Source organism: Bradyrhizobium sp. UFLA06-06, assembly GCF_054820065.1.
The window spans coordinates 224,462-250,905 of the sequence record NZ_JADFUD010000004.1 but is presented as its reverse complement, the minus strand read 5'-3'; the positions used below and the strand labels follow the sequence as shown (position 1 = coordinate 250,905).

Annotated in this window: 24 protein-coding genes; 5 read left to right on the top strand and 19 right to left on the bottom strand. The window is 64.2% G+C overall.

Annotated elements, in window-relative coordinates; genetic code table 11:
* Positions 1–161: 161 nt before the first annotated feature.
* From IF803_RS05560 to IF803_RS05520, 9 genes are all read right to left on the bottom strand, one after another.
* The gene (locus tag IF803_RS05560; protein WP_461191529.1) at positions 162–3,329 is read right to left on the bottom strand and encodes an efflux RND transporter permease subunit; all 3,168 of its coding nucleotides are present in this window, start codon (positions 3,327–3,329) and stop codon (positions 162–164) included.
* Positions 3,326–4,768: an efflux RND transporter periplasmic adaptor subunit gene (locus IF803_RS05555; protein ID WP_461191528.1), complete on the bottom strand. Its 1,443-nt coding sequence runs from the start codon at positions 4,766–4,768 to the stop codon at positions 3,326–3,328. Before IF803_RS05555 ends, IF803_RS05560 begins: the two co-directional genes overlap by 4 nt.
* Positions 4,765–5,172: a FixH family protein gene (locus IF803_RS05550; RefSeq protein ID WP_461191527.1), complete on the bottom strand. Its 408-nt coding sequence runs from the start codon at positions 5,170–5,172 to the stop codon at positions 4,765–4,767. The genes IF803_RS05555 and IF803_RS05550 overlap by 4 nt, the downstream gene beginning before the upstream one ends.
* A gap of 100 nt (positions 5,173–5,272) precedes the next feature.
* The gene (locus tag IF803_RS05545; protein WP_461191526.1) at positions 5,273–5,608 is read right to left on the bottom strand and encodes a hypothetical protein; all 336 of its coding nucleotides are present in this window, start codon (positions 5,606–5,608) and stop codon (positions 5,273–5,275) included.
* Between the two features lie 130 nt (positions 5,609–5,738).
* Positions 5,739–6,002, bottom strand: coding sequence for a hypothetical protein (locus IF803_RS05540; RefSeq protein ID WP_461191525.1), 264 nt, complete (start codon positions 6,000–6,002; stop codon positions 5,739–5,741).
* 118 nt (positions 6,003–6,120) lie between these two features.
* Complete coding sequence (locus tag IF803_RS05535) at positions 6,121–6,762, bottom strand: NrsF family protein (RefSeq protein WP_461191524.1); 642 nt, start codon at positions 6,760–6,762, stop codon at positions 6,121–6,123.
* The gene (locus tag IF803_RS05530; protein ID WP_461191523.1) at positions 6,759–7,316 is read right to left on the bottom strand and encodes a sigma-70 family RNA polymerase sigma factor; all 558 of its coding nucleotides are present in this window, start codon (positions 7,314–7,316) and stop codon (positions 6,759–6,761) included. Before IF803_RS05530 ends, IF803_RS05535 begins: the two co-directional genes overlap by 4 nt.
* A gap of 205 nt (positions 7,317–7,521) precedes the next feature.
* The gene (locus tag IF803_RS05525; protein ID WP_461191522.1) at positions 7,522–9,699 is read right to left on the bottom strand and encodes a xanthine dehydrogenase family protein molybdopterin-binding subunit; all 2,178 of its coding nucleotides are present in this window, start codon (positions 9,697–9,699) and stop codon (positions 7,522–7,524) included.
* Positions 9,700–9,702: 3 nt separating this feature from the next.
* Positions 9,703–10,164: a (2Fe-2S)-binding protein gene (locus IF803_RS05520; RefSeq protein WP_016843894.1), complete on the bottom strand. Its 462-nt coding sequence runs from the start codon at positions 10,162–10,164 to the stop codon at positions 9,703–9,705.
* 183 nt (positions 10,165–10,347) lie between these two features.
* Here IF803_RS05520 and IF803_RS05515 point away from each other — a divergent pair, with 183 nt between their 5' ends.
* Entirely contained in the window at positions 10,348–11,229 is an 882-nt protein-coding gene (locus tag IF803_RS05515) for a LysR substrate-binding domain-containing protein (RefSeq protein ID WP_461191521.1), read from the top strand.
* 43 nt (positions 11,230–11,272) lie between these two features.
* Here IF803_RS05515 and IF803_RS05510 read toward each other — a convergent pair whose 3' ends face one another.
* The 7 genes from IF803_RS05510 to coxB all read right to left on the bottom strand — a co-directional run bounded on the left by IF803_RS05510 (position 11,273) and on the right by coxB (position 18,012).
* A complete protein-coding gene (locus tag IF803_RS05510) occupies positions 11,273–11,710 on the bottom strand; it encodes a DUF5658 family protein (protein WP_304495936.1) in 438 nt (145 codons plus the stop codon).
* A 717-nt stretch (positions 11,711–12,427) separates the two neighbouring features.
* Positions 12,428–13,336 carry a heme o synthase gene (locus IF803_RS05505; RefSeq protein WP_461191520.1) on the bottom strand — a complete coding sequence of 303 codons (909 nt, stop codon included), beginning with the start codon at positions 13,334–13,336 and terminating at the stop codon, positions 12,428–12,430.
* 140 nt (positions 13,337–13,476) lie between these two features.
* Positions 13,477–13,884, bottom strand: coding sequence for a cytochrome C oxidase subunit IV family protein (locus IF803_RS05500; RefSeq protein ID WP_461191519.1), 408 nt, complete (start codon positions 13,882–13,884; stop codon positions 13,477–13,479).
* An 8-nt stretch (positions 13,885–13,892) separates the two neighbouring features.
* On the bottom strand, positions 13,893–14,615 hold the full coding sequence (locus tag IF803_RS05495) for a heme-copper oxidase subunit III family protein (protein ID WP_028342670.1): 723 nt from the start codon (positions 14,613–14,615) through the stop codon (positions 13,893–13,895).
* 15 nt (positions 14,616–14,630) lie between these two features.
* The gene (locus IF803_RS05490) at positions 14,631–15,335 is read right to left on the bottom strand and encodes a cytochrome c oxidase subunit 3 (RefSeq protein ID WP_461191518.1); all 705 of its coding nucleotides are present in this window, start codon (positions 15,333–15,335) and stop codon (positions 14,631–14,633) included.
* A complete protein-coding gene (gene ctaD / locus IF803_RS05485) occupies positions 15,332–17,107 on the bottom strand; it encodes a cytochrome c oxidase subunit I (RefSeq protein ID WP_028342672.1) in 1,776 nt (591 codons plus the stop codon). Before ctaD ends, IF803_RS05490 begins: the two co-directional genes overlap by 4 nt.
* A 71-nt stretch (positions 17,108–17,178) precedes the next feature.
* On the bottom strand, positions 17,179–18,012 hold the full coding sequence (gene coxB / locus IF803_RS05480; protein WP_028342673.1) for a cytochrome c oxidase subunit II: 834 nt from the start codon (positions 18,010–18,012) through the stop codon (positions 17,179–17,181).
* A gap of 532 nt (positions 18,013–18,544) precedes the next feature.
* Here coxB and IF803_RS05475 point away from each other — a divergent pair.
* Positions 18,545–19,441, top strand: coding sequence for a DUF2189 domain-containing protein (locus IF803_RS05475; protein WP_461191517.1), 897 nt, complete (start codon positions 18,545–18,547; stop codon positions 19,439–19,441).
* A 733-nt stretch (positions 19,442–20,174) separates the two neighbouring features.
* Here IF803_RS05475 and IF803_RS05470 read toward each other — a convergent pair.
* Positions 20,175–21,776, bottom strand: a complete 1,602-nt coding sequence (locus IF803_RS05470) for a S10 family peptidase (protein ID WP_461191516.1) — start codon at positions 21,774–21,776, stop codon at positions 20,175–20,177.
* Between the two features lie 163 nt (positions 21,777–21,939).
* Between IF803_RS05470 and IF803_RS05465 the strand changes: the two genes are divergently transcribed.
* The 3 genes from IF803_RS05465 (at position 21,940) to IF803_RS05455 (ending at position 23,956) form a co-directional block, all read left to right on the top strand.
* Positions 21,940–22,719 carry an NAD kinase gene (locus IF803_RS05465; RefSeq protein WP_016843906.1) on the top strand — a complete coding sequence of 260 codons (780 nt, stop codon included), beginning with the start codon at positions 21,940–21,942 and terminating at the stop codon, positions 22,717–22,719.
* Between the two features lie 103 nt (positions 22,720–22,822).
* Positions 22,823–23,368: a response regulator gene (locus tag IF803_RS05460; protein WP_028336173.1), complete on the top strand. Its 546-nt coding sequence runs from the start codon at positions 22,823–22,825 to the stop codon at positions 23,366–23,368.
* Positions 23,369–23,377: 9 nt separating this feature from the next.
* The gene (locus tag IF803_RS05455; protein WP_038383237.1) at positions 23,378–23,956 is read left to right on the top strand and encodes an Hpt domain-containing protein; all 579 of its coding nucleotides are present in this window, start codon (positions 23,378–23,380) and stop codon (positions 23,954–23,956) included.
* Positions 23,957–24,024: 68 nt separating this feature from the next.
* Here the strand turns inward: IF803_RS05455 and IF803_RS05450 are convergent, their stop codons facing one another.
* Entirely contained in the window at positions 24,025–25,206 is a 1,182-nt protein-coding gene (locus IF803_RS05450; RefSeq protein WP_461191515.1) for a DUF2336 domain-containing protein, read from the bottom strand.
* A 162-nt stretch (positions 25,207–25,368) separates the two neighbouring features.
* Complete coding sequence (locus IF803_RS05445) at positions 25,369–26,373, bottom strand: transglycosylase SLT domain-containing protein (protein WP_461191514.1); 1,005 nt, start codon at positions 26,371–26,373, stop codon at positions 25,369–25,371.
* Between the last annotated feature and the right edge of the window lie 71 nt (positions 26,374–26,444).

Genomic DNA, 26,444 nt, shown 5'->3' with positions numbered 1-26,444 from the left:
CACCCGCCCTCGCCTGTTCAGTCGCACCAACACCCGCCTCGCATCTCCGATTGCCCGCAAGCTGACTGCAAATCAGCCAGCCGCGAACCGCCATCAGCTATATACCCCCTCAGGGTATCATTCAATCCGGTTTGACTCCACGAACCGGCGTCATGTTTCCATCACATCTTTGCCGCTTGGCGCGCGGCACAGGAAGCAACTTCGCGTGCCGGCACTCTCGCCTTGATCTCGACGCCCTTCACGACGGCAAAGATCGCGGGAATCACGATCAGCGTCAGCAGCGTCGACGAGATCATGCCGCCGATCATGGGCACCGCGATGCGCTGCATGATCTCCGAGCCGGTGCCGGTGCTCCACATGATCGGCAACAGCCCGGCCATGATAGCGACCACCGTCATCATCTTCGGCCGGACGCGCTCGACCGCGCCTGCGATGATCGCGCGATGGAGATCGTCACGGTCGATCGTGCGTCCCTCGGCCGCGCGACGCGCCGTGATCTCGCCCAGCGCCTGGTTGAGATACATCAGCATCACGACGCCGGTCTCGGCGGCGACGCCGGCGAGCGCGATGAAGCCGACCGCGACCGCAACCGACAGGTTGAAGCCGAGCGCCCACATCAGCCAGAGCCCGCCGACCAGCGCGAACGGCAGCGACAGCATCACGATCATCGTCTCCGCCACCGAGCGGAAATTGAGGTAGAGCAGCAGGAAGATGATCAGAAGCGTCACCGGCACCACGATCTTGAGCCGCGCGGCGGCGCGCTCGAGGTATTCGTACTGCCCGCTCCAGACCACGTAGGTTCCGGAGGGAAACTGCACGCCGGCCTGCACCGCGCGCTGCGCGTCCGCGACATAGCCGCCGAGATCGCGATCGCGGATGTCGACATAGATATAGGTCGCAAGTTGCCCGTTCTCGGTCCGGATCGTGGTCGGCCCGCGCGCCGGCGCGATGTCGGCGACCTCGCCGAGCGGCACCGCCCCGCCCGTCGGCATCGGCACCAGGATGTCGCTCGCAATCGCCGCCGGATTGTCGCGCAGATCGCGCGGATAGCGCATGTTGACGGTGAAGCGCTGGCGCCCCTCGACCGTCGTGGTCACGCTCTGGCCGCCCAGCGCGGTCGCGATCGTGTCCTGCACGTCCTGCACCGCGATGCCGTAGCGCGACAACGCCTCACGGTTCGGCGTGATCTCGAGATAGTAGCCGCCGAGGCTGCGTTCGGCATAGGCCGACGAGGTGCCGGGCACGCCCCGCACGACCTGCTCGACCTGGCGCGCGAGCTTGTCGATCACGGCGAGATCGGGACCGATCACCTTGACGCCGACCGGCGTCCTGATCCCGGTCGACAGCATGTCGATGCGCGCCTTGATCGGCATGGTCCAGGCGTTGGAGACGCCGGGAAATTGCAGCGCCTTGTCCATCTCGCCGATCAGGCGGTCGAGCGTGAGGCCGGCGCGCCACTGCTGTTTCGGCTTCAGATTGATGACGGTCTCGAACATCTCCGACGGCGCCGGATCGGTTGCGGTCGCGGCGCGGCCGGCCTTGCCGTAGACCGAGGCGATCTCCGGAAAGCTGCGAATGATCCGGTCCTGCATCTGCAACAGCTCGGCAGCCTTGGTCACCGAAATTCCCGGCAGCGTGGTCGGCATGTAGAGCAGCGTGCCCTCATTGAGGTCGGGCATGAACTCGGTGCCGAGCTGCCGGGCCGGCCAGATCGAGACAGCGACGGCACCGAGCGCCAGCAGGATCACCAGCGTCTTGGCCCGCAACACGCCGTTGATGACTGGACGGTAGATCCAGATCAGAAAGCGATTGATCGGATTTCTGTGCTCGGGGACGATCCGGCCGCGGACGAAGATCACCATCAGCGCCGGCACCAGCGTCACCGACAACAGCGCCGCCGCCGCCATCGCGAACGTCTTGGTGAAGGCGAGCGGCGAGAACAGCCGCCCCTCCTGCGACTCCAGCGTGAAGATCGGCATGAAGGAAACGGTGATGATAAGCAGGCTGAAGAACAGCGCCGGCCCCACCTCCGCCGCGGCCTCGATCAGGATCGCGACCCGCGACCGCCCGGGCTCGGCGCGCTCCAGGTGCTTGTGCGCATTCTCGATCATCACGATCGCCGCATCGATCATGGCGCCGATCGCGATCGCGATACCGCCGAGGCTCATGATGTTGGAGCCGATGCCGAGCAGCTTCATCGCGCCGAACGCCATCAAGACGCCGACCGGCAGCATCAGGATCGCGACCAGCGCGCTCCGGACATGCAGCAGGAACACGATGCAGACCAGCGCGACCACCACGCTCTCCTCGAACAGCGTGCGCTTCAGCGTGTCGATCGCCGCATAGATCAGGTTGGAGCGGTCATAGACCGGCACGATCTCGACCGATTTCGGCAGGCTGGTCGCGATCTCCCTGAAACGCTTCTTGACGTTCTCGATCACGTCGAGCGCGTTGACGCCGAAGCGTTGCAGCACGATGCCGCTCGCCACCTCGCCCTCGCCGTTCAGTTCAGTGATGCCGCGCCGCTCGTCGGGGCCGAGCTGGACGCGGGCGACGTCGCGCAGCAGCACCGGCGTGCCGCCATCGGTCTTCAGCACGATATTGCCGAGATCGTTGATGTCCTTCAGATAGCCCTTGCCGCGAATGACATATTCGAACTCGGACAGCTCGACGGTGCGGCCGCCGACGTCGGCGTTGCTGGCGCGGATCGCATCGCGCATCCGCTGCATGGTGATGCCGCGATCGCGCATCCGCTGCGGATCGAGAATGACATTGTACTGCTTGACGAAGCCGCCGACGCTGGCGACCTCGGCCACGCCTTCCGCCCTGGCAAGCGCGAATTTCAGATTCCAGTCCTGGATCGTGCGGGTGTCCGCAAGGTTCAGCTCTTTCGACATCACGGCATACTGGTAGACCCAGCCGACCCCGGTGGCGTCGGGTCCGATGGTCGGCGAGACGCCAGCCGGCAGCCGCGACGCCGCGCCGTTGAGGAATTCGAGCACGCGCGAGCGCGCCCAGTAGACGTCCGTGCCGTCCTCGAAGATGACATAGACAAAAGACACGCCGAAGAACGAGAAGCCGCGCACGACCTTCGACTTCGGCACCGTCAGCATCGCCGTGGTCAGGGGATAGGTGACCTGGTCCTCGATCACCTGCGGCGCCTGGCCGGGATATTCGGTGTAGACGATGACCTGGGTGTCGGAGAGATCGGGGATCGCATCGAGCGGCAGATGCAGCAGCGCGTAAAGGCCCGCGGCTGCCGCAAAGCCGGTGCCGAACAGCACCAGCAGCAGGTTGCGCGCCGACCAGGCGATGATGCGGGCAATCATCGGCGGTCCCCCGTCTTGTCGCCCTCGCCCGCCTGCGCAGCACCGGCCTCGGCAAAGCCCTTGATCGCCGCTTTCAGATTGCTCTCGGCGTCGATCAGGAAGGTGGCGGAGGTCACCACCGCATCGCCTTCGGCGAGGCCGTCGCGGATTTCGACATAGCCCTCGCCGCGCCGCCCGAGCTTGACCTCGCGCGGCTCGAACCGCCCGTTGCCGCGGTCGATCAGCACGCTCTGGCGACTGCCAGTGTCGAGGATGGAATTATCAGCGACCGTAAGTACCGGCGCCGCGCTGCCGGTGTCGATCTCGGCGTCGACATACATGTCCGGAAGCAGTGCGAGGTCGGCGTTCTGCAATTCGATCCGGACCCGCGCGGTGCGCGTCTCCTTGTTGACCTGCGGGTAGATCACGCTGATCTGGCCTGCGAAACTGCGACCGGGATAGCTGCGTGCCCGCACCGTGACCTTTTGCCCGACCACGATGTTGCCGAGATCGCGCTCGGCGACGTCGACCAATGCCCACACGACAGAGACGTCGGCGATCCGAAACAGCGCGTCGCCGGGTTGGGCGCGCATGCCCTCGATGGCGGCGCGCTGCAGCACGATGCCGTCGCGCGGCGACAGCCACTGGATCGCGATCGGAACCGTCCGGCTCTTCTCCATCTCGGCGATGACCGGTTCGGGAACGTCGAGATTGGTCAGCCGCTGCTTGGAGCCGCGCCCGTAGGGCTCGATACCCGCAGTCGCCTTCGACGTGATGGTCGCGACATATTCGGCCGCAGCGGACGATATTGCCGGGCTGTAGATCTCCATCAACGGCTGGCCCTTCGTCACGCGGCTGCCGGTCGTGACGTCGGCGACTTTCTGCACGTAGCTCTCGGCCCGCATCGCGATCACGGAGACGCGACGCTCGTCTAGCTGGATCGTGCCAGGTGCCCGGACCAGCGTGCGGATGCGGCGCATCTGCGTGGCCTCGGACTTGACGCCGCTGCGCTGGATCCTGCCGGGCGACAGCGTGATCGAACCGTCGTCGCTGTCTTCGCCGTCATAGACGGCGATGTAATCCATCCCCATGGAGTCCTTCTTCGGCACCGGCGAGGTGTCGGGAAGTCCCATCGGATTGCGATAATATTTCACCTTGCGCTCGCGCTTGGCGTCGGCCGCCGGCATTGCCGTCGGCCCTTCCGCCTCGTCAAAGCTGATATCGGCGCCGGCGGCGACGGGCCGGTAGTCGCGGCCGTCAGCCGTCTTCTTCGGCGTCAGTGAGTAGAACGGCTTGCCGTCCGGATCACGGTAATAGATCGGCGCGCCTGCTTCCGCCGCTTGCGCGGCAGAGGCAGCGAGATTTGCGCCCACCCAAGACGGCAGGCCGCGGCCGATATGTGCGACGCCTGCCGCTGCAAGGAGCGCAGCGGCAGCGCCGGCCAGAGCCAGCCGGTTCATTTTCCGGCCGTGACTACGAGCTTGCTTTCGACCGTGCCCGTCTCGCCTTGCACTTTGGCGCCGAGCGACAATTGCCAGCGGCCGGCCATCCCAAAGGTCGCCTTGAACCGATAGGTGCCGGGTTCGGTCCCCGGCATCGGCGTGACCTTGGTAGCCATCTCCTGCATGCCGTCCGGGGCCATATCGAGCCGCGTCGCGAAGATCACGGCGTCAGGCACGGCCTTGCCGGTCTTCTTGTTCATTAGCCTGACGGTGACAACCTTGTCCGGACCGGCCTGAACAGTCTGGTCGACGAGCTGGAATTCGTAGTCCTTGGTGTCGGCGAGCGCGACGTTGGCGGTGCCTGTCAGCGCCAGACCGATGAGCGCGGCCCCTACGGCACGCGACGTGGTGAACAACTTCATTATCTCGTTCCTCGATTGGATTTGATCTGCCGCTTGCGCGGCATGAAACGTCCACGCGTCCAAGGGCCGCGCAGCAGCAACCGGCGCTTTGCAGCGCCAGTCAGACCAAATATCGAGGAGGATGGTCGGGAGGCGGACGGACCAAGCCGTCGGCAACCAGATCGTCATGCGGATGCAATTGCAGCTGCGTCACCGGCCTCATCGCGAGGCCGAGAGCCGACGGTCCCGCGTGCAGGACCTTCAACATGCAAATCGCAACCAGCGGACAATCCCGGCAGTCATTGCTCTTCTGCTTGTCGGGACAGCACGGCATATCAGCCGCCATGTCCGACGTGTCCGCCATCTGGCTCATACCGGTCAACAAAGATCCGGCCGCCGCAGGCGTAGCCAGCGGCGCAATTGTCAGGCCTGCCGTCACGAGGACGGCGAGCAGCAATCTGAACAATTGGCGAACATTCATGGTGCGACAGTCTCACAAAGGACGGGTGCTGGAAAGGTCACCCTGTTCACAAGTGCACCAGCGAGAGGTTGGGTGGTTAACCGTTCACCCCGGCCTGACGCCCCGCCTATTGAGACTTCGGCCCGCCGTGATAGCGCCACCGCGTTCCAGCCGTGTCCGGAACGTTCATTGGCTGCAAGCGCGCCGCTTCCTGATCATAACCGAATGCAGACATCGGGCTGCGTTGGGTGGCGACCGCCGGCGTTGTTTCCCTGGCCTCATTGGGCAAATACCGCTTGTCAGAGATCGTCGCGCCCGCCTGCGCAGTCGCCGATGCCACAACGACCGGCACCAGGAACGAGAAAGCGAGAATGATCTTGTTGATCGACATAACCCGGCTCCATCATTTTTCTGAAGTGCATTCATTTGCGCTTCTGATCATGAGTTCGGAGCCAGTATTCCCCCGGTTACAGGCTCACGCCGACGTGAAAGGTCCGATCTCCCCCCTTTCACCAGCGCAGCAGCCGCGGTCCCAATACCGCACCCGCGAGTGTGCACAGTACGATCGTGCCGCCGTACCACAGCGCGACAAAGGGCAGCGAATCATCGGTGCAATGGAGTGCGTAGGCGACAGCGCTCACGCCACCTGCGACAAGGCCGCCGAATGCCCCCGCCCGCACCAGATTGGTCGGCGCCGCCTTTCTGACGGCCCAGATGACCACAGCAAACGGCACGATCGCGATGACCGGAATGGAAATCAGGCATTCGAGCCATTGGTCTCCCATGACCATCCTGTCCCAATGGGAGCTGGGCGCCTGTCCAAGGCTGATCGCGGCGAGCAGCATGATCGCCGCGAACGGTAGCGCAGCAAGTCCGAGGGAAATTGTTCGCTCGCCTCCCGGACGCGCCAGCCGGGTCAGATAGACCGAAGCCGCACCCATAGTGCCGAGCGCGAATGCGAGCTTCAGGAACAGAAAGGTCACGGCGCGAGGCGTGGTCAGGTCGGCGCGGACACCGAGCCCAGCAAACACGAGGCCAAGCGCCGCAACCAGCCCCAGCCCGAGCGCGATAGCGACACTGCGGCTGACCAGCCGGCGATCGACCGGCTCGACATTCGTACTGAGCGCTGCAATGAGTTCGTCCGTCTTCATGGATCCGTTCTCCGAGCAATCAACGCGGCCAGAGCTTTGAGCCCGCGATGGATGCTGACCTTCACGCCGGATTCCGACATGCCGCACCGCTGCGCCGCCTCTGCGACGCTCAATCCGTCGAGCTTTACGGCCGCGATTGCGCACTGCATGTTCGCCGGCAACTGCTTGAGCAATCGCCTGACGTCAAAGCTGCTCTCGGCGCCGACGTGATCGTCATGCGCCGTGATGTCGTCGGCGTCGTCGATCGGCACATCGGCGCGCGAAGCCCGTGTTCGGCGCAGGAAATCGATCAGCTTGTAGCGCGCGACCGCGTGCACCCAGGGCGTCAGTGGCTGTGCCGGGTCGTAGGTATGCCGCTGAAGGTGAATCGCCAACACGGCCTCCTGCACCAGGTCTTCCGCCTCGGCCGCGCTGCGTCCGGTCCTGGCAAGCTTGCTTTTGTAATAGGCGCGCAGATGCCGACTCAGGCGCTCCAGCAACGCCCGGTGGGCCGCCGCATCGCCGTCCTGGCTGGCAAGCATCAATGCCTTGAGCTCGTTCTCCGTGGTCGACATGCAGCGCCTGTACCTACTGGTTCGCTTACGCGGTCAGTTTGGTTACACCTCGATCGGTCAGGCTAGAATATTTTCGATGTCGCCGTGGAGCCGCCCCCTGCTGAGGGGCGGCAGAATTGAGCGAGGCTCGGATGCACCGCGCCGTGGGAACGCAGTGTCCGTGCGAGCCGCAGGCACCGCCCCGGCGGTGCGGGCATTCAACCGGTCACGTCTGCTTCAACACCGCCGGATCGACCGGCATCTTGCGCAGCCGCTTGCCGGTCGCCGCGAAGATCGCGTTGCTGATCGCCGGCACGATGCCCGAGGTTCCGGTCTCGCCCATGCCGCCGGGCGGCTCGGTGCTCGGGACGATGTGGACCTCGATCGCCGGCGCCTGATCGATGCGCAGCATCTGGTAGCTGTCGAAATTGCTCTGCTCGACGCGGCCGTCCTTGAGCGTGATCTCGCCGTAGAGCGCCGCCGTGACGCCGAAATTGATGCCGCTCTGCAGTTGCGCCTGCACCGTGTCGGGATTGACCACGGTGCCGCAGTCCATCGCGCAGACGACGCGGTGGACGCGGACCGAGCCGTCCCTGGCGACCTCGACCTCGGCGACCTGCGCGAGGTAGCTGCCGAACACGAATTGCAGCGACACGCCGCGTCCGCGCCCGGCCGGCACCTTGCCGCCCCAGCCGGCCTTGGCCGCCGCGAGCTCGAGCGCCGCCTTGGCGCGCGGCGACTTGCCGAGCAGCGCGCGGCGATAATCGACCGGATCCTGCTTCGCCGCCGCCGCCAGCTCGTCGATCACGCTTTCGGTGACGAACACGTTGTGCGAGGGCCCGACGCTGCGCCAGAACGCGGTCGGAATGCCCGGCGGTTCGACCCGGACATATTCGACATGGAAGTTGGGGATGTCGTAGACGAGATCGATCGCGCCTTCGGTCGTGTCGGGGTCGAGACCGTTGCGGAACGCCGGCGGCGCCCACCGCGCCAACACCGACGAGCCGGCGAAGCGGTTGTTCCAGGCGACCGGCTTGCCGGATGCATCGAGGCCGACCGCAATCCGGTCGCACCAGTACGGCCGGTACATGTCGTGCTGGATGTCCTCCTCGCGGGTCCACACCAGCTTGACCGGCGCATCGACCTGCTTGGCGATCTGCACCGCGCGAATGACGCCATCGACCTCGAGCCTGCGGCCGAAGCCGCCGCCGAGCAGATGATTGTGCACCACCACCTTCTCCGGCGGCATGTTCAGCACCTTCGCGGCCACCGCCTGCGCGCGCGAGAGCGCCTGGCTGCCGACCCAGATCTCGCAGCTATCGGGGCGCACATGCACGGTGCAGTTCATCGGCTCCATCGTCGCATGGGCGAGGAACGGCAGCTGATAGGTCGCCTCGACTTTCGTCGCCGCGCCCGCCATCGCCTTGTCGGCGTCGCCGATATTTTGCGCGACCGTGCCCGGCTTGGTGGTGGCGGCTTCGAGCTCGCGCGCGATATCCGACGTGGCGAGCTTGGCGTGAGCCCCCTCGTCCCACTCGATCGTGAGCGCCGCCAGACCCTTCTTGGCCGCCCCCATGTGGTCGGCCACCACCGCGACGGCGTCGTCGAGCGTCACGATCTGGCGCACGCCCTTGACGGCTTTGGCCGCCGCATCATCGACGCGCTTCACCCGCCCGCCGAACACCGGCGACTGCGCCAGCGTCGCGACCTTCACCCCAGGCGGCCGGGCGTCGATGCCGTAGACCGCCGTGCCGTTGATCTTGGAGGGCGTATCGAGTCGCTTGGCCGGCGTGCCGATCAGCTTGAACTCGGACGGGCTCTTCAGCGTGACGTTCTCCGGCACCGGCATCTGCGCCGCGTCAGTCGCCAGTTCGCCGTAGCCCAGCTTGCGTCCGGAGGCCGCGTGATGCACCTCGCCGTTCTCGGCGCGGCATGTCCCAGGCTCGACGTTCCAGCGCTTCGCCGCGGCTGCGACCAGCATCGCTTTCGCGGTGGCGCCGGCTTTCCGCATCGGCTGCCAGGCGCCGCGCATCGCGTTCGAATTGCCGGTGGCCTGCACGCCGAGCAGCGGATTGGCATAGAGCTTGTCGCTCGGCGGCGCGTGTTCGAGCCGGACCTGCGTCAGACCGATCTCGAGCTCCTCGGCGATCAGCATCGGGATCGAGGTATAGGTGCCCTGCCCCATCTCGACATAGGGCATGGTCAGCACGACCTTGCCGTCGCCGCCGATCCGGACGAAGGCGTTCGGCGCGAAGCCATCGGAGGCGGCCGCCTCGCTCTCGCGGCTCGCGAACGGCAGGCTCACGCTGAGCAGCAGGCCGCCGCCTGCAATCGCGCCGGCGCGGAGGAAGTTGCGCCGCGACAGATCGGCGGCGCGCTCGGACAAATTGTCGATCAGCGTCATGGCTCAACCTCCCGACTGCGCGGCTTGCTTGATCGCTTCGCGAATGCGGACATAGGTGCCGCAGCGACAGATGTTGCCCGACATCGCGTCGTCGATATCGGCATCGGTCGGCTTCGGCTTGCTTGCGAGCAAGGCGGAGGCGGACATGATCTGGCCGGACTGGCAGTAGCCGCATTGCGGCACCTCATGCGCGAGCCAGGCGTCCTGGATCTTCTTGCCCGCCGGCGTGTTGCCGACCGCCTCGATGGTCGTGATCTTGGAGTCGCCGATGCTGTCGATCGTCGTGATGCAGGAGCGCACCGCGCTGTCATCGAGATGCACCGTGCAGGCGCCGCACAGCGCCATGCCGCAGCCGAACTTGGTGCCGGTCATGCCCAGCACGTCGCGCAGCACCCAGAGCAGCGGCGTGTCGCCATCGGCATCGACCTGATGACTGGTCCCATTGATCGTGATCTGGAAAGGCATCCTGACACTCCTGTCCTAGTTCGAGGCCCCGCGCGGTCCGCGCCCCTCCGGGCGCGACCGGCCACATTCCAAAGCAATCGCAAGCATCATCGCGCCGATTGCTCACTTATGGTAATAAATACAATTCCAACGCCCTATAAGCGGCGCTTTGATCTGAAGTGAAATAACTATTGGTTTATAATCATGGATCGACTGACCAGCATGTCGGTGTTCGCCCGCGTCGCCGATCTCGGCTCCTTCACCGCGGCGGCCAAGGAGCTGCGGATGTCGCCGACCATGATCGGCAAGCATATCCGTTTTCTCGAGGACCGGCTCGGCTCGCAATTGATCAACCGCTCGACCCGGCGGCAGGGCCTCACCGAGCTCGGCCGCAGCTATCTCGATCACTGCAGGCAATTGCTGGAACAGGCCGAAGCCGGCGATGCGCTGGTCGAGGAGGCGCTCAGCGCACCGCGCGGCAAGCTCCGCGTCGCGACCTCGGTCGCCTTCGGGTCGTACAGCCTGGCGCCCGCGCTGGTCCGCTTCATGAAGAGATATCCGGACGTCTCGGTCGACCTCATCCTCAGCGACAGGATGGTCGACCTGCTCGAGGAAGGGCTGGATGCGGCGATCCGGGTCGGCACGCTGACCGACTCCACCATGATGTCGCGCTCGCTGTCGCCCTATACCGGCGTGGTTTGCGCCGCGCCGAGCTATCTCGCCGAACGCGGCACGCCGACCCAGCCGGCGGATCTCGCCCGCCATGAATGCCTGCGCTACCCCGGCTGGTCGGACGGGCAGCGATGGACCTTCTCCGGGCCGGAGGGCGAAGTGCATGTCGATGTCGCGAGCCGCCTCTTCATCAACAGCGCATTCGGCATCCGTTATGCGGCGCTGGCCGGCGCCGGCATCGTGCTGATGCGCGACGAACTGCTGGCCGACGATATCGCCGCGGGACGGCTGCAGGTCCTGCTGCCGAACTACACGACGCAGACCCGCGCGCGTCAGATCCTGTGGCCGAAGCACCGCAAGATGACGCCGAAGCTCCGCGCGCTGATCGACTTCATCGTGGAGACGTATGGGTGAGCCAGATCGATCCTCCGGTTCACGGTCGAAACGTGAATTGAGGTTAGTTCGTGCCTGCTATGATGAGAAGATTATTGAGTACGGGCGTGGAGCAAAACGCCACCACTATCGCGATATTGTAAGGGTTGTTGCTGCGCCACAGCAGCCACATCATGAAATAGGTCAAACCGAGCTTCGGGATAAGCCACCAGGGGCCGAGCCATGTCTGAGCGACATGCATGAACGGGTTCAACTCGCCGAGGCCGAGATTCAGGATCGTGTTGGTGGTGTAGAGATCGGCGATGCCAAGAAGCAGGACAGACAGCACGAGGAGCGTCTTGGCCAGGTAACGCGGCCCCAGAATGATCTCGTAGGCAAATGCGACGCCCTGCGGGACGTTCCGCTTGAACCACGACTGCGCGGCGTCATTGGTCGCGAAAACCTTCAGATGCTCCGGCTCGCCAACGGGCTTGCTTGTGTCGGTATAGACCCAGACCTTCATTCGATTGCTCAAATAGCTCTTTTCAAATCAAAAAAATATCATCTGCCGAGATGGTCCGCTCCGGAGACAGCTCTGCGGTCGCCGTAAGGACGATTCCGGAAAGTGGCGCTGGTTGGCCTTCGAGCTGCCGCTTCAGGGCGATTCAATCGTTGCGTCGCTTCAGGTCCATGCGTCCAATGCGTTCATCAATCAGTCGATTTAGTCTCTCGTCCCGCAGTGAATTCTTCCTAAACAGCCCGCCATGCAGCCGATAGGCAAGAAGAAGCAGGACAATAGCAGTGCCCCCGAGATAGTAGGACCAGTCCATTCTTGAACCGCGCCTGGTTGCTGCAATGGGCGAAGCTTAGGGCGAGCCTGTCCTACTTGTCCAACGCTATCCTGTGCGCCGCACCTGTCCGTGCCCGAATGGATTGGCCTGATTTATGCTTGGAAATGGCCGCATACGGAGGACGCGCGATGAGGCGGGACCTTTTGGTTATTTGCTGCGGAATGCTGGCCACGGGCGCCATCGCCTGGATCCTGCTGGGCAACCCGGCGAGCGTGCCACATATGCACGGGCTCCAGACGATGTCGGCCGATCAAGACCTGAGACTCGTCTCCCGGCGAAGTCCATATATGCGAGACGAGCGCTAGGGCCGTCCCCGGCGGATGCCCCGCGAAATTCAATCGCTGAGTTGCCCGACGAGGCAAGGCGGCTGTCGATTCGAATGCGCCCAGTCAGTGGGACTGAGCATAGGGTGCAGCATTCATCAGCAGCACCCCGAAAAGCAGGACCAGATAGAGCATCGAAAACACGAACAGGCGACGAGCGGGCCGCCTTTCCTTGTCGTGGCTCCGGCGTACCTGCCATGCGAGAAAAATCATGATCGCTCCCAGCGTCGCTGCAGCCGCGCCGTAGGCGGCTCCCGCAAACCCCAGTGCACAAGGCAGCAGCGAGGTCGAAACCAGAAGCACGCTGTAGAGAAGAATCTGGCGCTTTGTTTCGGTCCTGCCGGCCACGACCGGCAACATCGGCACGCCGGCGCGGGCATACTCTCCAGCAAGATTGAGCGACAGTGCCCAGAAGTGGGGTGGCGTCCAAAGGAAGATGATCAGAAACAGGATGAGCGGCTCGAGCCCGACATATCCTGTGACCGCGACCCAGCCGATCACCGGAGGGAGCGCTCCGGCGGCACCGCCAATGACGATATTCTGCGGGGTTCGGCGCTTAAGCCACATCGTGTAGACGACGACGTAGAAGAAGATCGTGAAAGCCAGCAGCGCAGCAGCGGCCATGTTCAGCAAGGTGCCGAGGGCGAGAACCGCGCACGAGCCGAGCATCAATCCGAAGACCAATGCTTCCGGGCGCGATACGCGGCCGCTGGGAATTGGACGGATGGCGGTACGTGCCATCATCGCATCGATGTCGGCGTCGTACCACATATTGAGCGCAGCTGCGGCGCCGGCGCCCGCAGCGATGCAAAGAAGAGCAGCGAGCCCGGTGAAGGGATCGATGCCGCCTGGTGCGACCATGAGACCGACCAATGCGGTAAAGACGACCAGCGACATCACGCGCGGTTTCGTCAGTGCGACGTAGTCTCCGATGTTGGTATAGCTCCGGCGACGAATTGAACGATTGATTTGCACGAGATTAATTCCTCGTCAGTTCGAAAAAGCCGTCGGTTGAAGGCCCTCTTCGCAGGGTGCCGGACGATGCGGCGAGGCCTCCGCCTTCAGGATGCCTTGCCTTGTCCAGCATGACCCATGTGGTCATGGCCGTCGCATTTCTAGCTTGCTGGCGCGAAGAACATGACCCGAAGCAGATGCGTATAGTCGGACTCGAACACCATGATCCCTACAAACACCAGCACCAGCACCGGCGGCAGCAGGATGGCGTAGGCCAACGCCAACCGCTCCCAGGCCATGTGCATGAACACAGCGACGATCAGGCCGGCCTTCAGCACCATGAACAGCAGGATCAGCGACCACCGCAGGTGGCCATGGATACCAAAATAGTCGACGAGATAGGAGCAGGTGCTGAGCACGAACAGCCATCCCCAGACCACCAGATAGAGCTTGATCGGGTGCTGCTGGCCCTCTGAATGCGCGGCGCCCGATGCCACCGCACCATGCACATAGGTGTGTAGCGCATGCTGTGCCGCCTGCCCTTCCACATGTACCGCTGCTTCTGTCATGCGCGACCTCACCAGAGATAAAAGAAGGCAAAGATGAACACCCAGACCAGATCGACGAAATGCCAGTACAGGCCCATGATTTCGACGATCTCGTAGTAGCCCTTGCGGCTCGTGAAAAAGCCGCGCCGCTCGACGTCGAAGTCTCCCCGCCAAACCTTTCGCGCGATGGCGATCAGGAAGATCACACCGATGGTCACGTGGGTGCCGTGGAAACCGGTGATCATGAAGAAGGAAGCGCCAAATTGCGGTGCGCCCCACGGGTTGCCCCAGGGGCGCACGCCCTCCATGATCAGCTTGGTCCATTCGAAAGCCTGCATTCCGACGAACGTCGCGCCAAATGCCGCGGTGACCAGCATCAAGGCTGCCGTTTTGACGCGATCCCGGCGGTAACCGAAGTTGACGGCCATCGCCATCGTCCCGCTGCTGCTGATCAGGACGAAGGTCATGATCGCAATCAGGATGAGCGGGATGTGCTGGCCGCCGATGTTGAGCGCGAAGACTTCGCTGGGATTGGGCCACGGCACAGTCGTCGACATTCGCGCCGTCATGTACGACAGCAGGAAGCAGCTGAAGATGAAGGTGTCGCTCAGAAGGAAGATCCACATCATGGCCTTCCCCCAGGACACGTTCTTGAACGCGCGCTGGTCCGAGGCCCAGTCGGCGGCGATGCCGCGCAATCCGGGTATCGTCCCGGGCAGCGCCTTGGGGGTTGCGAGTGTGGTTTCTGTCATCGCTTCCTGCCCTCGCTAGGTGAGCAACTGGCGACAGATGTCGACGAAATTGTCGGTCCAGCCCGTCAGCAGACCGAGCAGCACCAGCCAGACCAGCAACAGGAAATGCCAGTAGATGGTACAAAGCTCGACGCTCAGGCGCATCTGCGTCATCGGCGCGCCGCGCCACAGTTTTACGGTCGCCCTGCCGAGCGCCACCAGGCCGCCGGTCACGTGCAGCCCGTGGAGCGCGGTGATCAGATAGAAGAAGGAATTGGCCGGATTCGACGCCATGACATAGCCGGCGCTGTTGAGCTGCTGCCACACCACGAGCTGCCCGATCAGGAACATCACGGCCGATGCACCGCCGATCAACAGGCCCGCGATCAAGCCTTCATGGTCGTCGTGGCGCGCGGCCATCAGCGCCCATTGCAGCGCCACGCTGCTGATGACGAGGACGCCGGTGTTGAACCACACCAGCCTCGGCAGCGGCAGTTCGCGCCAGTCCACCATGGTGGTGCGCATCGAGTAGGCGCTGATCAGGAGCGCGAACAGCGAGCCGACCACCGCGAGAAAAACACCGAGGCCGATTTTCGCCGCCGGCACCGAAGAGCCGCGATCGCCGCGAAGATCGACGGCAATGCCCTGCTCCAGCCACGGCTTGGCGGCCAGCCGTTGCTGCGAGAGCCACCATCCCGCGATCGCTGCAATCGTAGCAATGAACAGGACGATGGCACTCACGGATGGGCCCCCTGGGCCAGCACCTTGGCCGGCGGTTCATTCTGCGGGATGAAGTCCCTGGCGGCACCGGGCACGCTGTAATCATAGGCCCAGCGATACACGACGGGGAGCTCCTTGCCCCAGTTGCCGTGCCCCGGCGGGGTCTCCGGCGTCTGCCATTCCAGCGAGGTGGCACCCCAGGGATTGCCGCCCGCCTCTTTTCCCTTGAACAGGCTCCAGACCAGATTGAACAGGAAGACGAGCTGGGCGAAGCCGACAATCAGCGCCGCCACGCTCATGAACGCGTTGAGGTCATGGGCGGAGGCCGGGACGAAGGACGTGTCGCCGATGTCGTGATAGCGGCGCGGCATCCCGAGCAGGCCGAGATAGTGCATCGGGAAGAACACCGCATAGGCCCCGACGAACGTCACCCAGAAGTGGAAGCGTCCGAGCGCATCATTGAGCATCCGCCCGGTGACCTTCGGATACCAGTGATAGATCCCGCCGAACACGGCCATGATCGGCGCAATCCCCATCACCATGTGGAAGTGCGCGACAACGAACATCGTATCCGACAGCGGGACGTCGACGACAACGTTGCCGAGGAACAGCCCGGTCAGGCCGCCATTGACGAAGGTGACGATGAAGCCGAGCGCAAACAGCATCGGCACCGTGAGATGGATGTCGCCGCGCCAAAGGGTCAACACCCAGTTGTAGACCTTGATCGCGGTCGGGACCGCGATGATGAGCGTCGTGGTGGCGAAGAAGAACCCGAAATACGGGTGCATGCCGCTGACATACATGTGGTGCGCCCACACGACGAAGCTCAGCGCCCCGATCGCCACGATCGCCCAGACCATCATACGATAGCCGAAGATGTTCTTGCGCGCGTGCGTACTGATCAGATCCGAGATGATGCCGAACGCCGGCAGCGCGACGATGTAAACCTCGGGATGGCCGAAGAACCAGAACAAATGCTGGAACAGGATCGGGCTGCCGCCGCCATACTTGGTCAACTGGCCCATCTCGACCAGTGTCGGCATGAAGAAGCTGGTTCCAAGGAGGCGGTCCAGCAGCAGCATCACCGAGGCCACGAACAGCGCCGGGAACGCCAGCAGCGCCATCACGGTGGCGGTGAAGATGCCCCACACCGTCAGGGGCATGCGCATCAAGGTCATGCCGCGTGTGCGGGCCTGCAACACCGTTACCACGTAATTGAGCCCGCCCATCGTGAAGCCGATGATGAACAGGATCAGCGAGGCCAGCATGAGAACGATGCCCCAGTCCTGCCCGGGGGTACCGGAGAGAATCGCCTGGGGCGGATAAAGCGTCCAGCCGGCGCCGGTCGGTCCGCCCGGCACGAAGAACGTCGCGGCCAGCACCAGCACCGCGAGCAGGTAGACCCAATAGCTCAGCATGTTCACATAGGGGAAGACCATGTCCCGCGCGCCGACCATCAGCGGGATGAGGTAGTTGCCGAAGCCGCCGAGGAACAGCGCCGTGAGCAGGTAGATCACCATGATCATGCCGTGCATGGTGATGAACTGAAGGTACTGATTGGCATCGATAAAGGAGAATGTGCCGGGAAATCCCAGTTGCAGCCGCATCATCCACGACAGCACCAGCGCAACCATTCCGATCGACATCGCCGTGATCGAGTACTGGACGGCGATCACCTTGGCGTCTTGCGAAAAAACGTACCTCGTCCACCAGCTGTGCGGATGATAGAGCTCAACCTCAGCGACTTCGGCGGGCGGAATGCCTGCGACCTGATCAAACGGGATATCGACCATCGGAATTCCCTCCTTGGTCTTCTCGGCGACGGGTTCGCTTCACAACATCCGACGCATCCTCGTCGGCATGCTCATTCGCTACCCGTCTTGTACGCGGCCTTCGCGACGTTGCGCTGGCCGGACAAGGCGGCGAACGTGTGCTGCTTGTCCAGCCACGCGTGATATTCCTTCTCTTCTTCCACGACGACCTTGCTGCGCATCTGTGCGTGCGCGGCACCGCAAAGCTCCGCGCAGAGGACGTCGAAAGTTCCGGTCCGGGTCGGCGTGAGCCAGTAGTAAGTCACCGAGCCAGGGATCATATCCATCTTCGCCCGGAACTCGGGCACATAGAAATCATGCAGGACGTCGATCGAGCGGAGCAGCACCTTCACCGGCTTCCCGATCGGCAGATGCAGATCCTCGTTTTGCACGACGATGTCGTCCTGCCCGTTCGGATCATTGGGATTCAACCCGAGTGGATTGTCGGAGCTGATCAGGCGCGCATCTGACGTGCCGAGCCGGCCGTCCTTTCCCGGAAGCCGATAGCTCCACATCCACTGTTGTCCAACGACCTCGACGTCGGTCGCGTCGTCGGGAACGGTGACGAACTGGTGCCAGACGACGAGGCCGGGCGCCAGCATGGCGACGACGCCGATCGCGGTGCCGATGCTGAGCCACCATTCGAGCTTCTTGTTCTCGGGATTGTAGTGGGCGCGCCGTCCCTCGGTGTGGTGAAAGCGCAGGACGCAATAAGCCATGAACACGATCACCGCGCAGAACACCGCTCCGGTGATCCAGAATGTCAGGTTGATCGTGTGGTCGATATAGCTCCAGTTCGAGGCAATCGGGGTCCACCACCAGGGGCTGTACAGGTGAAACAGCACCGAGGCGACGGCAACCAGGAGCAGTAAGATCGCTACAGCCATCCCTCATTCCTCCTTGCCATCGAAGGCTGCGGAGACGAACGAAAGGGCGGAGCTCACGTCAGAGGGATGGTCTCACGTTCACCATCACCGTGGCTTTTGCCTCGCCCATTCTGCCGGTCGCGATGCTGGGACATGACAAAAACTCAACGTCACGGCCGCAACCTCATCGGAGCTGGGGGCGTCAACCATCAACATGGTACCCATCGAGCCAGACGTCAATAGAGGAGTAATGCCCGCCGCTGTCCGGCGCGTGTTGGATGCCGCGAACACTGATCGGCCTTCCCCTATCGCATGGTGCATCGCAAGACCTCGTTTGTGCACCTGCACAATTCTCCCGACCGCATTCGCCACCTTGCTTCTGCCGCGCATCGGACTAGTTTTACTGGACCGGTTGCGACAGATGTCGTCCGGCAAGCTCCTTCTGGTTGAATCTGATTTGCCGGACTCAGTCGCGATTTTCGCGCATGAGGCGGATGTGCGTGTGTTGATGGCGCTCCGTTCCCCTGCGGCCACAAGCAAGGAGACCGGAACCATGACCACGGTGTTCGCACGACCCAAGCTGCAATTGTTTGGTGTCTCTACCGCCTTCGTCGTTCGCAAGATCAGCCTTTCCGACTTGGGCGACGCGCTGCGCCTCGGCTGGGAAGACTTCAAGGCCATCCCGACCCACGCAATCGTCCTGTGCGTGATGTATCCGGTGCTCGGACTTGTCCTGTTCAGACTTGTGCTTGGCTATTCGGTGCTGCCCCTGCTGTTTCCGCTCGCCGCCGGCTTCGCCCTGATCGGTCCTTTCGCCGGACTAGGCCTCTACGAACTGAGCCGACGACGCGAACGCGGAGAGGAGCCAGGAGCCTGGGATGCAATGCAGGTGCTGCGCGCGCCGTCGTTCGGCGCCATGTTCGAGCTTGGCGTTCTCCTGCTCGTTCTGTTCGGGGTCTGGATCGCCACCGCGGACGCGATCTACATCATGACGTTCGGCTATGCGCCGGCCGCGAGCATCCCTGATTTCGCAAAGCGCGTGTTGACGACGCCCGAAGGCTGGTCGCTCATCGTCGTCGGATGCGGCGTCGGCTTCCTTTTCGCCTTGGTTGCCCTGTGCGTCAGCGTCGTCTCATTTCCGCTGATGCTCGACCGTCATGCGACTGCGATCGATGCGATCCGCACCTCGATACGGGCCGTGATGATGAATCCAATTGAGATGGCCGCGTGGGGATTGATCGTTGCGGTATTGCTGGCCGTGGGTTCACTGCCATTCTTCGTCGGTCTCTGCGTCGTTCTGCCGGTGCTTGGTCATGCGACCTGGCATCTTTACAGGAAGGTGGTGGAGCCTGACCGGAATCCTCCGCAAGAAGCGCCCCGTCCGCCGATCGGTCACCGCTACGCGGCCGACTTCCCGGCCTCCCTCTTTCCGTGGAGCCGTGAGCGCTAAAGCGTTCTCGAGCGAAGTGGCTACCGGTTCGCGTGAAGAAAACGCGTCAAAACAAGAACCGGCGCGAGCTTGATCGCGCACGCGGCAAGCGGACGTAGTTTATTGTCGCGCCGCGCCGCGGCCTGGCCGGCGACGAGCCCGACATGCCGCGATCAGTCACGCCAAGCACTGATTTGCCCGACGGCGCAAGCCCCCTCGCGAGCTTTCCACCTTTTGCTCGGCGCCCATGGGTGCGATCGGCACTCGGCTTTCCCTGCGCGCTCTGATCAAGAGACGGCGGAACGAAGCGCAATGCTCGGACAAATCATGTCGCGAGAATGTGGATGTGCGACTCACAGATCGCGCAACAAATTCAGTGTCGTCCCTGCGAAAGCAGGGACCCATAACCACAAATGCTGATTGTTGAACGATGCTGGAAACGACGAGTCCCGCCTGTAACACCCGCTGCGGCGTATGGGTCCCTGCTTTCGCAGGGACGACGTGGGGAGAGAATTGTGTGCTCTCATTCTCCCCGGTGTCATGCCCGCGCATGCGGGCGATCCAGTACGCCGCGGCCTCTCGGCTCAAGCACTGGCGTCTCTGGAATACTGGATCACCCGCATGCGAATGCGCGGGTGATGACACCGCGCGTTTGTCATCATGAATCGAGGACCATCCACTGTCGTCGTCCTGGCTTTCGCCAGGACGACGACCGTATTTGCAGCGACGGCGCAATCGACACCGCCACATCCCCTCACCTCATCAGCGCCTCGACCTCCTTGCGGAACGCCTGGCGCGAGCCGTCGCGGGAGTAGAACATGTGACCGCCGGGATAGACCGCGAGCCTGGTGCGGCTCGGACCCGCGAAGGCCGGCAACTGGTCGAGGATGATCTTCGAGGCGAAGTACGGGGTGGCGAGATCGAACAGGCCGTGCCCGATCAGGAGTTTCAGATTGGGGTCGAGCGCCAGCGCCTGGCGAAGCTGCGTCACCGACTCCGCCGGACTGATGCCGTGACCGAACTCCCAGGCCTTGTTCACGCTTTCGCTGAGCAGATGATAGGAGCCGTCCGGCCGCCAGTTCAGCTTGCGCGTGGTGAGGTCGACGGCGGCGCTGGTCAACGGCGCCATCAGGGGATCGCCGGACGGATCGTTGAAACGGAAGTAGCTCGAATCCGGATAGGGATCGAAGCCTTCGACCGAGGCGTCGTAGCGGCCGGTCACCTTGCCGCTCTTGCGATCGAACTCGCGGCGGAATTCGCCGATATCGAAGCGGCCGGCGAGCCTGCGGCTCACCGCCTGATCGATCCCGGTCAGGCTCGCGACCTTGTCGGCGAGCCGCGCGGTGGCCTCGGTGTCGGCTTGCCCCTTGACGAGGTCGAGCAGGAAATCGCCGCGCGCGTAGCTCTCGACGTCGGCGAGATCCTTGCGCGTCACCGGGCCCTTCGTCTGTCGCGCGACCGCGGTCATGGTCGGCAGGCTTGCGACATATTGCAGGAGGCTGGAGCCGGTATATTCGCGGAAATCGAGCACCGGCGAGATCAGCACCAGGCCGCGGACGCCAACGCCCTGCTGCATTTGCAGATTGCGCACCACCTTGGGCCCGCGAATGCCGCCATAGCTTTCGCCGACGAGATATTTCGGCGAGGTCAGCCGGTCGTATTTCTCCAGCCAGCGGCGGATCACCAGCGCGACCGAATTGGCATCGCCGTCGACGGTGAAGAAGCGCTTGCGCGCCTCCTCCGAGGTGGTGATGAAGCGGCTGTAGCCGGTGCCGACCGGATCGATGAAGACGAGATCGGTGAAATCGAGCCAGGTGTCGGCATTGGCCTGCAGCTCGGGCGCGGCCGAGGACACCGCGCCGTCGAACGGCAGCCGCCACGGCCCGACATTGCCGAATTGCAGCCAGGCCGAGGCGGAGCCCGGACCGCCGTTGAACAGGAAGGTCACCGGCCGGTTCGCCTTCTCGGTGCCGTCGAGCTGGTAGGACGTATAGGCGATGTCGGCGAGCGGCTCGCCCTTGTCGTCGAACACGCGGATCGAACCCGCGGTCGCGCTGAAGTTAAGGGTGCGGTTCGGCAGCGCGACCGATTGCTTGGTCGTGGAGTCCGGCGGCAGGCGATGCTGCTCGGCGGTCGAGCCGCTGGCCGCAGCGTTGGCGCCGGAGCCGGCCTCGCCGCCGCGTCCTGCCCGCCCCTTCTGGCCGCTCGGGTTCTGGCCAGCTGGGTTCTGGCCACTTGGAGCCTGCGCGCTCGGCGACGGCGATGGCTGCGGGATCTCGTCGTCGGCCCGCGCCGCGGTCGCAAGACAGGCCACCAGCAACGCCGCGGCGAGCCGTGTCGCAAGACTGTTAGCCATATCGTTCACTCCCTGCGCCCCGATTTACGCAATCCAGCGGCAAACTGCGCTAGTTTGGCGGCGCCGGCGTGGCATGCGGTCCGTTCCCGGACCATCTCGACAAGGCCGCCCGGGATGTATAGACGAGCGCGGCGTGTTCCGTGCCAAACGAGTTCGTGAGCGAATGGCCAGCTCCAAGCGGTATGACAAGATCGCCTTCGTCGCCAGCGCCAGCGCGGAAGCGCAATCGGCGCTCGAGCAGCTGACGGAAATGTACGGCAACCATCCACCCGCCGATGCCGACGTCGTGGTCGCGCTCGGCGGCGACGGTTTGATGCTGCAGACGCTGCACGCCAACATGCGCAGCGGCAAGCCGATCTACGGCATGCATCGCGGCACCGTCGGCTTCCTGATGAACGAATACTCGACGCATGATCTGCGCACCCGGCTTGCCGCCGCACGGGAGTCGCTGATCAATCCGCTGCTGATGCGCGCGACCGACATCCACGGCGCCGTGCATCTGCATCATGCCATCAACGAGGTCGCGCTGTTCCGGCAGACCTACCAGGTCGCCAAGCTGCGCATCCTGATCGACGAGCACGAGCGGATGCCCGAGCTGATGGCCGACGGCATCCTGGTGGCGACGCCGGCCGGATCGACCGCCTACAACCTCTCCGCCCAGGGGCCGATCCTGCCGATCAACGCGGCGCTGTTGGCGCTGACCCCGATCAGCGCGTTCCGGCCGCGGCGCTGGCGCGGCGCGCTGCTGCCGAATTCCGCCTTCGTGGTGATCGAGGTGATCGAGGGCGAGAAGCGCCCGGTCGCAGCGGTCGCCGACCATGACGAGGTCCGCGACGTCCGCCGGGTCGAGGTGCTGTCCGACAAGACAATCGCGATGCGGATGCTGTTCGACCCCGGCCACTCGCTGGAGGAACGCATCCTTCGCGAGCAGTTCGGCTACTGACGGCGTCTCCCCTTGCCGGCAACCAATCATTAACCCCGGGCGGGATATGGTTAACGTCGGGTAATACCGCATTGGCCCGGTATGCCCTATCCAGGGCCGGACCATGTATCGCATCGATTTCAACAAGCTGCGATTTTTGATTTGCGACGACAATCCGCATATGCGCCGCATCCTGCGGACGCTGCTGCATTCGTTCGGCGCGCGCGAGGTGTATGAGGCCGAGGACGGCGCCACCGCGCTCGAGATGTATACGCACTACGTGCCCGACATCGTCATCACCGACTGGTCGATGCCGATCTTCGACGGGCTCGAGCTTGCGCAGATGATCCGGCAGCCGGAATCCAAGGGTAATCCCTACGCGCCGATCATCATGCTGACCGGGCATTCCGAGAAGCGCCGCGTCACGGTGGCGCGCGATGCCGGCGTCACCGAATTTTTGGCCAAGCCGATCTCGGCCAAGGGCCTCTACCAGCGCATCATGAACGTGGTCGCCAATCCGCGCCCGTTCATCAAGACCAAGACCTATTTCGGCCCCGACCGCCGCCGCAACACCACCAACACCTATATCGGCCCCGAACGCCGCGGCAGCGGCGAGGTCGAGGTGCTGCAACAGCCGTCGCTGCTCGAAAAGGCGCGCTCGGCCATCTAGGATACCGCCATGGCGAAAGACAAACCCGGGACGATCGAGGTCAAGAGTTTCGGCACGCACCACGTGATCACGCAGCCCAATCCGCTGCGCAAGATGCTGCTGCGCGTCCCCGAGAGCGATCTCGACGATCCGGTCGGCCGCGCCGAAAAGGCGCTCGCCGGGCTGTCGGGCGAGTTCAAGGAGTGGATGACGATCGAGGCCGACCGCCTCTCCGCCGCGCACGCCACCGTGCTGCGCGAGGGCTTCAACCAAAAGACGCGCGAGGAGCTGTTCCGCGCCGCGCATGACATCAAGGGCGATGCCGCGACATTCGGCTATCCGTCGGCAGCCGCAGCCGCCGAGAGCCTGTGCCGCATCATCGAGCACGCGCCGGATCTCGGCGCCGTGCCGCCGCAGCTGATCGCCCATCACATCAACGCGGTGCAGGCGATCGTGCGCAACCGCACCAAGCTCGACACCGCGGTCGTCGCCGGCGTGCTGAGCAAGCAGCTCCGCGGCATCGCCGATGAATTCCTGACCCACGCCAACCGCGACCGTCCCGAGCACCTCGAGGCGATCCTCGCGCCGAGCATCGTGCCCGGCGAATAGCCGCGCTGCCGGCGGCTCGCTTTGCGGCCACCACTCAAGCATCCATCGATCGGCAGGAAACGCGGCCCTCAGGCCGCGATGAGATCGTCGTCGTAAGGCAGCACCGCGATCGCGTCTTCCGCGGCGAGCTCCTCGCAGAACATCCGCGCGTCCTCGCGGGCCGATTCCGTCGCGAAGCGGCGCAGCAGGATCAAGAGCGGCTCGGCCGCCGAATGATCGGTCTCGCAATGCGTCAGCACGCGCTCCACCATGCGGCGATGCAGCCGCGCCGCGCCGTCGCCACTGTCGACATAGCCGACCTCGTGGCTGGCCTCGAGCGCGACGCGGAACGCGGCGTAGGTGGATTCCGGCAGGTCGGCGCGGCGCAGCAGCGCCTGCAGGCCGTTGCCGCCGCGGTCGTTCAACAGCGCGGAGACGCGGCCATAGGGCAGTCCGGACAGCTCGGCGAGCGCAGCCCCAAACAAATCGAGATTGCCCGACAGCAACGCGCGCAGGATCAGCCCGGCGGTCAATTGCCCGGTGGCGCGCAGATGCGTGATCAGGTTCTGCATGTCGTCGCCGAAGGCGCGCGCGGCGATGTTCACGGTGGAGCGTTCCCTGGCCTCACCGGCGATGCGGTCGGCGCGATCGGCACCGAGCCAGTTTCGCGCGACGACGAACTGCGCCAGCGTCTCGGAGAGCTTTGCGACCAGCGCCAGCCGCGTCGCCGACGGCAGGTCTTCCAACTGCAGCATCGATTCCCTGATGGCGGCGAGATGGCCGTGGCGTTCGACGATGCGATCCCAGGAGAATGGCGCGAGGCCGGCGTAAGGATTTTCGATCAGTTCGAGCGCGGCCGCGGCCGAGCCGACCTCGGCAATCGCGGCGGCGACGGAGGCCGGTAGATTGATGCGGCGCGCGATCGCGCACTGCATCTCGTCGGAGCCGGTGGCGACGATGTCGACGAGGTCGGCATCGATCAGAAGCGGTGAATGTTCCAGCACCGGCAGCGCGATCGCCGGCTGGTCGGCCGACAGCGCCTGCACGATCGCGGCAGGCGCGTCCGCACTGCGCGCGAACACCTCGGCCATCGCCTGCCGCACCAGCGGCGACGGGTCGTCGAGCAGCATCAGCAGCGCGCCTTCGGCTGCGATGCGGTCGTCCTCGGTGAGATCCGAGATGAGCCAGGCCCGGGCCAACGCCCGTGTCGCCTCTGCTCGCTCACCTGCTGGAGCGGTCCTAATCCAACTAATAAACTGCCGAACGATCATGGTCCTTCCGGCTTACGCAACGAAACGGCATCGGCATACGACGCCACTACAAGGAAAAATAAACCATGACGCTTAATAAAGGGTTCACCATAAACGTTTGGGATTATTGACGTTTCGTTAAGACGGCAACGGCGTGCGGCTTCGCGCGCGCAGCAGGGCGCGCTAGCCGTTGCTGTAGGTGCCGCTCGGATCGCTGAACAGGTCAAGCCGGCCGGGCGCGCGGACCTTTGGCGTCGCCGACGCGGTCAGCGAGGAGGAATTGCCCCACAGCTCCTGCACCGCCGGCGAGATCGGCTCCGAGCGGTCGCCGGCCTGGTAGAGCGAGCGGAAGGTCGGTGCCGGCTGCGCCGATGCGACGGCCGGGGTCGCTCCGACCGGCGTCGCCGACCGGGAGTCCGGGAAGGTCGAGAGATACGAAGCGGTATCCATGGTCAGCGCCGTGGTCGGCGCGGCGCTTGCGATCGCGTAAGGCGACATGGTGTCGCCGCCCGCCGCGGCGAAGGCGGTGCGCGTATCCTTGGAGTTCGCGGCCGCGGCGTAGCGCGTGGTCAGCACCGAATAGACCTGGCTGACGCTGCGCGCGCTGCCCGACCTGTCGTAGAAGATCGACTGGTTGGCGGCCGCCGCCTTCGGAAACATCGCGGCCGCATTGGCGCTCGGGCTATCCTCGGCGCTCGAGATCAGCTTGCCGGCGCCGCCGACGCCCATGAAGTGGGCCATGTAGAGCTCGGCATCGGTCGGACGGCGGCCGAGCTTGCCGGTGAGCTTGAAGCTGTTGGACTGCGTCAGCACCGCCGCCATCGAGGACGCCGCGTCCGGATCGTCGCGCAGCTTCATGACCGCGGCGCGCGCGGAGGGATCGCTGACCGAATAGCTGCCGTCGGAATTCCTGCTGATGGCGTCGGCATACTGGCCGTAGCCGAGCTGGCTTCCCGCCTCCTTGACGGTGCCGAGCCAGGTCTGGTCGATGAATTGATAAAGTCCATGCGCCGACGAGGTCGTGGCGCCGGCCCGCGGATTGAAATTGGATTCCATCTTCGCGGTCGTGAGCAGATATTCGAAGCTCGTGCCGGTGGTCGCGGCCGCCTGCTTGATCGAGCTCGCGACCTTCAGGCGCGAGGGATCGACACCTGCCGAAGCCGTCGCATTGAAGAGGTCGACCGCCATCTGTCCGGGTGCCTTGCCGGGTGCCGGCAATCGGCACCCATGTCCCGTCAACCTGCCGTAATTATGGTTAA

What these genes read in the sequence shown, in the direction of transcription:
- IF803_RS05560 (WP_461191529.1), bottom strand. Translation starts at nt 3,329, where the DNA reads ATGATTGCCCGCATCATCGCCTGGTCGGCGCGCAACCTGCTGCTGGTG.
- IF803_RS05555 (WP_461191528.1), bottom strand. Translation starts at nt 4,768, where the DNA reads ATGAACCGGCTGGCTCTGGCCGGCGCTGCCGCTGCGCTCCTTGCAGCG.
- IF803_RS05550 (WP_461191527.1), bottom strand. Translation starts at nt 5,172, where the DNA reads ATGAAGTTGTTCACCACGTCGCGTGCCGTAGGGGCCGCGCTCATCGGT.
- IF803_RS05540 (WP_461191525.1), bottom strand. Translation starts at nt 6,002, where the DNA reads ATGTCGATCAACAAGATCATTCTCGCTTTCTCGTTCCTGGTGCCGGTC.
- IF803_RS05535 (WP_461191524.1), bottom strand. Translation starts at nt 6,762, where the DNA reads ATGAAGACGGACGAACTCATTGCAGCGCTCAGTACGAATGTCGAGCCG.
- IF803_RS05530 (WP_461191523.1), bottom strand. Translation starts at nt 7,316, where the DNA reads ATGTCGACCACGGAGAACGAGCTCAAGGCATTGATGCTTGCCAGCCAG.
- IF803_RS05525 (WP_461191522.1), bottom strand. Translation starts at nt 9,699, where the DNA reads ATGACGCTGATCGACAATTTGTCCGAGCGCGCCGCCGATCTGTCGCGG.
- IF803_RS05520 (WP_016843894.1), bottom strand. Translation starts at nt 10,164, where the DNA reads ATGCCTTTCCAGATCACGATCAATGGGACCAGTCATCAGGTCGATGCC.
- IF803_RS05515 (WP_461191521.1), top strand. Translation starts at nt 10,348, where the DNA reads ATGGATCGACTGACCAGCATGTCGGTGTTCGCCCGCGTCGCCGATCTC.
- IF803_RS05510 (WP_304495936.1), bottom strand. Translation starts at nt 11,710, where the DNA reads ATGAAGGTCTGGGTCTATACCGACACAAGCAAGCCCGTTGGCGAGCCG.
- IF803_RS05500 (WP_461191519.1), bottom strand. Translation starts at nt 13,884, where the DNA reads ATGACAGAAGCAGCGGTACATGTGGAAGGGCAGGCGGCACAGCATGCG.
- IF803_RS05495 (WP_028342670.1), bottom strand. Translation starts at nt 14,615, where the DNA reads ATGACAGAAACCACACTCGCAACCCCCAAGGCGCTGCCCGGGACGATA.
- ctaD (WP_028342672.1), bottom strand. Translation starts at nt 17,107, where the DNA reads ATGGTCGATATCCCGTTTGATCAGGTCGCAGGCATTCCGCCCGCCGAA.
- coxB (WP_028342673.1), bottom strand. Translation starts at nt 18,012, where the DNA reads ATGGCTGTAGCGATCTTACTGCTCCTGGTTGCCGTCGCCTCGGTGCTG.
- IF803_RS05475 (WP_461191517.1), top strand. Translation starts at nt 18,545, where the DNA reads ATGACCACGGTGTTCGCACGACCCAAGCTGCAATTGTTTGGTGTCTCT.
- IF803_RS05470 (WP_461191516.1), bottom strand. Translation starts at nt 21,776, where the DNA reads ATGGCTAACAGTCTTGCGACACGGCTCGCCGCGGCGTTGCTGGTGGCC.
- IF803_RS05465 (WP_016843906.1), top strand. Translation starts at nt 21,940, where the DNA reads ATGGCCAGCTCCAAGCGGTATGACAAGATCGCCTTCGTCGCCAGCGCC.
- IF803_RS05460 (WP_028336173.1), top strand. Translation starts at nt 22,823, where the DNA reads ATGTATCGCATCGATTTCAACAAGCTGCGATTTTTGATTTGCGACGAC.
- IF803_RS05455 (WP_038383237.1), top strand. Translation starts at nt 23,378, where the DNA reads ATGGCGAAAGACAAACCCGGGACGATCGAGGTCAAGAGTTTCGGCACG.
- IF803_RS05450 (WP_461191515.1), bottom strand. Translation starts at nt 25,206, where the DNA reads ATGATCGTTCGGCAGTTTATTAGTTGGATTAGGACCGCTCCAGCAGGT.
- IF803_RS05445 (WP_461191514.1), bottom strand. Translation starts at nt 26,373, where the DNA reads ATGGCGGTCGACCTCTTCAATGCGACGGCTTCGGCAGGTGTCGATCCC.